The sequence below is a fragment of the Autumnicola aciditolerans genome (assembly GCF_041679265.1).
Taxonomy (GTDB): domain Bacteria; phylum Bacteroidota; class Bacteroidia; order Flavobacteriales; family Flavobacteriaceae; genus Autumnicola.
Genome location: NZ_JBGFSM010000035.1, coordinates 1 through 5,825, shown reverse-complemented (window position 1 = coordinate 5,825; position 5,825 = coordinate 1). Strand labels below are relative to the sequence as shown.

The window sequence follows — 5,825 nt, the reverse complement described above, 5'->3', positions numbered from 1 at the left end:
TTTCTTCCCGAAACCCCGACCAGTCCACGATTTAACAAAATTTCCCGTCTGCGCTCTGGTTTCGATGCCTTATAACGTCTCGTATAAAAACTGTGCGAGCGGGCGCGCGTGATTGTCCGCAGGACAATCCGCTTAGCTAGCGAGCACGATGTTTCGATTCAAGAACAAATTAAGCATTGTTTTTATACAGTGTTGCCACACGTTCTTTTCGATGATTTATATTTCGTTTTCCAGTCTTCTAAATGTCGCAATAGTTTTTATTCTTTTACTCTCATTGTCTGAATAATCAATGAATGATTGTGAAATTTCTAATTGAACAATATTTGGTTCTATTAACGTTATTTCATCAAGTTCAGAAGAATAGTATATAATTTCATCTGGTATTCGTTCAAAGTCAGATACTGTAACTAAATCGTCGTTTATCATCAGCTCATATTTCAACCAACGAGATCCGTAGGTACCTGAGTATGGTACGTCATCAAGTGATTGCATTCCTGGGAGCATTGCGTACATACGTATATTATAATAATCTGAAATACTCAATTCGTATCCTAGAATATTATTTTTATCGTAATTATCATTAAAATATAGTTCTTCAAGTTCCAATAGTAAATCTTTACCTTTTATCCCATCACCATTTAAATCGATTTCGGTTTGCGATTTATATTCTATCAATTCATATTCACCAATCAGCGGTGATACTATATTTTCTTCATCATCCGTGCAGGATAAAAATGTTGAGGAAACAAATAGTGTAATAAGTAGTAACAGCTTTGCTTTAAATATTTTCATTTTTTAGAATTTATTCTTTTTGTTGTTTCTTTTGAATGTGTGGCAACGGTTTGGCTATGAGCAGTAGCGTCCCGCAGGGCGCTATTGCTTATAGGTTTTGTTGTGCCCAATTTTTATTTTTTTCTTCAATTATTTTCTCCGTCAAATCACGGAATGTCTTTATGTCGCCAGTCAGTGTTTCGTATCTGTCAGAGTCGAAAATATTAATCGCATTCCAAAATCCTTTTTTCTTCTTTCGAGTTTCGATTTTGTCAATTGGTTTTGTTCCTGTCAGCGTGATTTCTTCTATTACTGGCGAGAAATACTTGTCCAAATATGCTGTCAATGAAGAAGAAGGTCGAAGTTCAGATACATCTACTCCTTTGTCCTTAAGATTCTTTTTAATTGTTAGGAATACTCCTGCCTTTAAACACGGTTTGCCAAACAGAGTTTTTGGTTCATAAATGTCTTTCTCAGCGTACTTTGAAAGAAGTCGGCAAACTTCTATGAGTTTTCTTGTCCTTGCCGGTTCTAATACGTTTTGCCATTCTTCTTGACTTATCTGAACTCGAAATTCTTGATTTAAAAATTCACTCAACTTCATCCAACTGATTAAGTCGTTAGCCCATCTCCACTCACGAACTGTCATTTCAGCTGTAATTTCAGCCCAGAGGTCAGCTTCTGGGTCAAGTGGACTGCAAAGTCGGTGTTGTTCCTTGAAGATTTCAAGAATTTCTTTTTCCGTGTATTTGACTTTCGATTCTGTCATTTTTCAAATTGGGCACAACGTTTTGGCTATACGCAGTGTCCCGAAGGGCATTGCGTATAGGTATTGTTGTAGCACGTTTTTATTTTTCTTTTACATTCCATCTTTTCTTTCTGAAAGCCAATCTTTGTATTTAGCTTTCAGACTGTCTCGTTTTTCGGTCGAGTCAACAACAACATCGACTCCACCGTCATAAGGGGCAATGATACATTTCTTCGAAGGACTGACAAACATTGCTCTTATTTTATCATCAGCAATTGCTTTGAGAATTTCATCCCTTTTTCCATTTTCCCATTTCTCAGTCTTGACATAAATGTCAAAGTACATTTCATCTTCATATTTTTCAGGTCTTTCCTTGAGTAAGTCAATTGTCAAGACTTTTAGAAATTCTCCGAAGTCAGTCAGTTCTTTATAATTGTCATTGGTTATGTCGTTTGTGTAAAGTCCGAAGGAGATTGCTACTTCTGATTCTTCTCCAATTAGGTCATTAATCAACTGGTTTTGTCGGTCAAGTATGATTTTGTACTCGTCCCTAGATTCTGCATATCGTTTTGACTCAGGCAAACTGTGAATTCTAAACCATCTGTTGGGATAAGTCCATTTCAATTCGTGATTGATTGGAAACGATTCCGGATATTCTTCATTCCAATAGTCTATGAATTCGCTTTCTGTCATTTTTTCTATGTGCTACAACGGTTGCGATTATCGCAAGTTGCGGGAGTAGGCCCTATGTTTGTATAAAGGATTAAAAGCATAAGTTTCAGATATTTATTAAATAGTATTAGTCACTTACTCACTTTAAAATCCAAAACTTATGCAAACACAAAGTACACAATTCGATTTCACCGGCCAAAATATTTATGTTGGTATCGATACCCACCTTAAGAGCTGGAACGTAACGGTCATGATGGATCCTTATTACCAGAAAACCTTCTCCCAGGATGCCAATGCCAGGACACTTTTTAATCACCTAAAGGAAAATTATCCCGGAGGCAGTTATTTCAGTGCCTATGAAGCGGGCTTTGCAGGTTTTATGCCTCATTACCGGTTAGTGGAGCTGGGTATTCATTCTATTGTGGTGAATCCCGCAGATGTACCAACAACCGGAAAAGAGAAAATTCACAAGAATGATTCGCGGGATAGTAAAAAAATCGCCCGCTCCCTGAAGAACGGAGAATTGACCCCTATCTATATTCCCTCGGTTCAGACCTTAGCGGACAGAAGTCTTGTTCGTTTTCGAAAAACGGTGGCCAGAGACCTTTCAAAAACCAAAACCCAGATCAAATCTTTTCTTCACTGCAACGGGATTGCTATCCCGGAAGAACTGTGCAAAGAAAAGTGGACCAGAAAATTTATTAAATGGCTTACAGAAATAGAGATTGGACCTTTCCGGGAGACTTTAGAGGGTCATTTGGGGAAGTACCACTATATTTATGCACAAAAGCTCGATATCAACCGGAAAGTGAAGGTGCTTTCTGCCACTCCCAAGTATAAGGAAAACATGGAACTCCTGCAGTCCATACCGGGAGTGGGCTATATCACGGCCATCACATTCCTCACAGAGATAGAAAATATAAAAAGGTTCAAAAACCTGGACAGGTTATGTGGTTTTATAGGACTGGTACCGTCTACAAACTCTTCTGGAGAAAACCAACGGATCGGAGAAATCACTCCCAGGGGTCACCGTATCCTCAGGGATATCATGATAGAAGCCTCCTGGAAGGCAATAGGAAAAGATCCGGCTCTGGGAGCAACTTATGCGAGACTGGGCCATAGAATGAAACCTAACAAAGCAATCATACGTATCACCAAAAAAATATTGAGCAGGATGCGATTCGTGCTCAATAACCAAACCCGATATGAACTGGGGTATAAATAGGATTGATAAAGTAATTTATAAAGCAGCTATTTTAAAGTGTGACCGTTCCCGCGTCCCTGCAGCGTTCACGACTGTCATTTAGTAGACTACGGCGCACTTACTTATATAAACTAAAAGACGATGCAGCTCGTGAGAGTCTGTTGATAGAAGGCTGTTTTATAATATTACTGTTACGGATTAAGATAAGCTAAAAAGCCCCTGGCTTTCTTAGCCATGACGGCAACTGAATAAATTTAAAAGGTCTCTTAAGAGACAGAATGTTTCATTCCCTGTGGAAAACACTACTGTTGTTGAGTTGCTCTCCACCAGAGCAAGATGTCAAAAAAGAAAAAAGTTTGTCTGAAATTTGGAATACAACATAGAAGGGACGCGGACTTGTCAGCTTAACCAGTTTCTTACTTGGTTACTAAAATTACACTTTTTCTCCAATACCCGGAATTTGAGATGAATCGCTGTTAGGCAGCGTTATTTTCTAACGGTTTTATGTTATTGAATTCTTTCTCTTTTAGATTTTTTTCTTCTTCCAAATCATAATCATCTTGTAATCCCAGCCAAAATTTTGCTGTTGTTCCAAAATATTTGGAAAGTCGAAGAGCAGTGTCAGCAGTTATCCTTCTTTTCTTTTTTATTATTTCACTTATTCTTGTCTGCGGAATAAATGTTTCTTTAGAAAGTCGATATGCAGTAATTTCCATTGGATCTAAAAATTCTTCTTTCAAAATTTCTCCAGGATGTATATTTTCTAGCTTTTTCATTTTTTATCTTTTTAAAATTAGTGGTAATCAATAATCTGAACTTCGAAAGCATTATCATTTTCCCATTTGAACATTATTCTCCATTGCTTATTAATTCTAATGCTATGAAAACCTTCTAAATTTCCACTCAACTTTTCTAAATGATTCGCTGGCGGAATTCTTAAGTCATTTATATTTTGAGCATTATTTATAATTCTTAGTTTTCTTCTAGCAACATTTTGAATATTAGCAGGAAGCTTTCTCGATTGGGTTCCGTTCCAAATTTTGTCAGCTTCTTTGTCTGAAAACGTTTTAATCACAAATAATTTTGTTTTGCGTTACTAACGCCAAAGATAAGTAAAAAATTAAAAATTCGAAGTTGTAAGTACGATTAAATTATGCTGCCTAACGGTCCCGGTTACCGCAAGTTGCGGGAGTACGGACGCGGTTTTGTCGGATTAGTTTTTTTCTTTCCTGGTTTCTAAAAATACACTTTTTCGAGAATACCCGTTATTTGCGGTGAACCGTTGTTGTTGCTAGTTTTTATTAGTAGTGAACAAAGTAAGAATCTGTTTCTTCTCCGTGGTCAATCATATTTATTTCTATTTCGAAAAGTTCTTCCAATAATTTTTGCCTTTTTTCATCATCAAATTCGTCGAATTGGATATTCTCAATTTGTTTGTTTAATTTATCTCCGGAATGCATTTTTTCTTTTACGATTCTATCAATCAGGATAATTAATTCTTGTGGTGAAGTTTCACTCTCTCTTTTTTTCCAAATAAATTCCTGTATTTCATCAGGATCAGATTCATCATAAATCGCAAATCCTTGTATGAATTTGTCAGTTTCTTTAGTCAATTCTATTTTTTGAACATCATAAAGTTTCAGATAAGATTTTATGAAATTTAGCCTTTTTGAGTTCATCTCATTCAAATAAAAATTAGCTACAACGTATTTAATAAACGCCAGTGCGGCTTCTTCCGCAGCTGGTTAAAATTACAGAACACGTTTTTGTCGACTGTGAACATGAACCGAAGTACGATTTAAGCCGCATTGCGTTTATTTTTTGTTGTAGCCAGTTTTTCGTTTCAGGAATATCCGTTAACTGATAAATTAGTCAGTTTTTTCTTAATCAAATTATATTCAATGTTCCAAAAAAAGCTTCCTCCTCCATGTACATCAATAAGACGCTGCAGCCAATCTTCACTCGCTTCATGTTTGTACCATAATGCTTTAATGTAAAGTATTTTATCACCATTCTCATCAATTAAACCGAAATACTGTCGTTTGTATTTGTCCAGGTGTTTGTGAATGATTGGTCTATGTCTGGTTCCTTCTTGGTTTTCGAGTTCATGATTTAACTCTTCCAGATTCTCTATTAGGGCATTTTCAGCTCTGTCAACCTGAACTTTAGTTGGAGTGAAACGAAGTCCTCCAATCAATTCGCCATCATTTTTTGGAAAAATTGCAACGTCAAAGTCTTTCGTCTCGTAGTGTTCAGCAATTTCCTTGTCAGTCGGTTGACTAAAACTTGTGATTGGAATAAGTAAGAAAAGAAGTTGAATTAGTCTCATAATCGGTTTCATCAAATTGGCTACAACGTCCCGTATAAAAACTGTGCGATGGTGAGCTTGATTTTCCGTTAGGAAAATCAGGCGCAACAAGCACGCACGAA

8 protein-coding genes are annotated in these 5,825 nt (G+C 36.7%); 1 reads left to right on the top strand and 7 read right to left on the bottom strand.

Annotated elements, in window-relative coordinates; all coding sequences use genetic code 11:
* Positions 1-216: 216 nt before the first annotated feature.
* The 3 genes from AB8M93_RS18265 to AB8M93_RS18255 all read right to left on the bottom strand — a co-directional run bounded on the left by AB8M93_RS18265 (position 217) and on the right by AB8M93_RS18255 (position 2,212).
* Positions 217-792: a hypothetical protein gene (locus tag AB8M93_RS18265; RefSeq protein ID WP_373060351.1), complete on the bottom strand. Its 576-nt coding sequence runs from the start codon at positions 790-792 to the stop codon at positions 217-219.
* 88 nt (positions 793-880) lie between these two features.
* The gene (locus tag AB8M93_RS18260; RefSeq protein ID WP_373060349.1) at positions 881-1,540 is read right to left on the bottom strand and encodes a hypothetical protein; all 660 of its coding nucleotides are present in this window, start codon (positions 1,538-1,540) and stop codon (positions 881-883) included.
* Between the two features lie 90 nt (positions 1,541-1,630).
* A complete protein-coding gene (locus tag AB8M93_RS18255; RefSeq protein ID WP_373060347.1) occupies positions 1,631-2,212 on the bottom strand; it encodes a DUF3885 domain-containing protein in 582 nt (193 codons plus the stop codon).
* Positions 2,213-2,351: 139 nt separating this feature from the next.
* Between AB8M93_RS18255 and AB8M93_RS18250 the strand changes: the two genes are divergently transcribed.
* A complete protein-coding gene (locus AB8M93_RS18250) occupies positions 2,352-3,416 on the top strand; it encodes an IS110 family RNA-guided transposase (RefSeq protein ID WP_373060345.1) in 1,065 nt (354 codons plus the stop codon).
* Between the two features lie 455 nt (positions 3,417-3,871).
* Here AB8M93_RS18250 and AB8M93_RS18245 read toward each other — a convergent pair whose 3' ends face one another.
* The 4 genes from AB8M93_RS18245 to AB8M93_RS18230 all read right to left on the bottom strand — a co-directional run.
* Complete coding sequence (locus AB8M93_RS18245; RefSeq protein ID WP_373060343.1) at positions 3,872-4,171, bottom strand: HigA family addiction module antitoxin; 300 nt, start codon at positions 4,169-4,171, stop codon at positions 3,872-3,874.
* Between the two features lie 17 nt (positions 4,172-4,188).
* On the bottom strand, positions 4,189-4,470 hold the full coding sequence (locus AB8M93_RS18240) for a type II toxin-antitoxin system RelE/ParE family toxin (RefSeq protein ID WP_373060341.1): 282 nt from the start codon (positions 4,468-4,470) through the stop codon (positions 4,189-4,191).
* Between the two features lie 226 nt (positions 4,471-4,696).
* Positions 4,697-5,074 carry a hypothetical protein gene (locus tag AB8M93_RS18235; RefSeq protein WP_373060339.1) on the bottom strand — a complete coding sequence of 126 codons (378 nt, stop codon included), beginning with the start codon at positions 5,072-5,074 and terminating at the stop codon, positions 4,697-4,699.
* Positions 5,075-5,238: 164 nt separating this feature from the next.
* A partial coding sequence (locus AB8M93_RS18230) for a hypothetical protein (RefSeq protein ID WP_373060337.1) occupies positions 5,239-5,825 on the bottom strand: 587 nt, incomplete at its 5' end.

Bases quoted from the DNA above. Each gene is read 5' to 3' on its own strand.
- AB8M93_RS18245 (WP_373060343.1), bottom strand. From the start codon at position 4,171: ATGAAAAAGCTAGAAAATATACATCCTGGAGAAATTTTGAAAGAAGAA.
- AB8M93_RS18265 (WP_373060351.1), bottom strand. From the start codon at position 792: ATGAAAATATTTAAAGCAAAGCTGTTACTACTTATTACACTATTTGTT.
- AB8M93_RS18235 (WP_373060339.1), bottom strand. From the start codon at position 5,074: ATGAACTCAAAAAGGCTAAATTTCATAAAATCTTATCTGAAACTTTAT.
- AB8M93_RS18250 (WP_373060345.1), top strand. From the start codon at position 2,352: ATGCAAACACAAAGTACACAATTCGATTTCACCGGCCAAAATATTTAT.
- AB8M93_RS18260 (WP_373060349.1), bottom strand. From the start codon at position 1,540: ATGACAGAATCGAAAGTCAAATACACGGAAAAAGAAATTCTTGAAATC.
- AB8M93_RS18255 (WP_373060347.1), bottom strand. From the start codon at position 2,212: ATGACAGAAAGCGAATTCATAGACTATTGGAATGAAGAATATCCGGAA.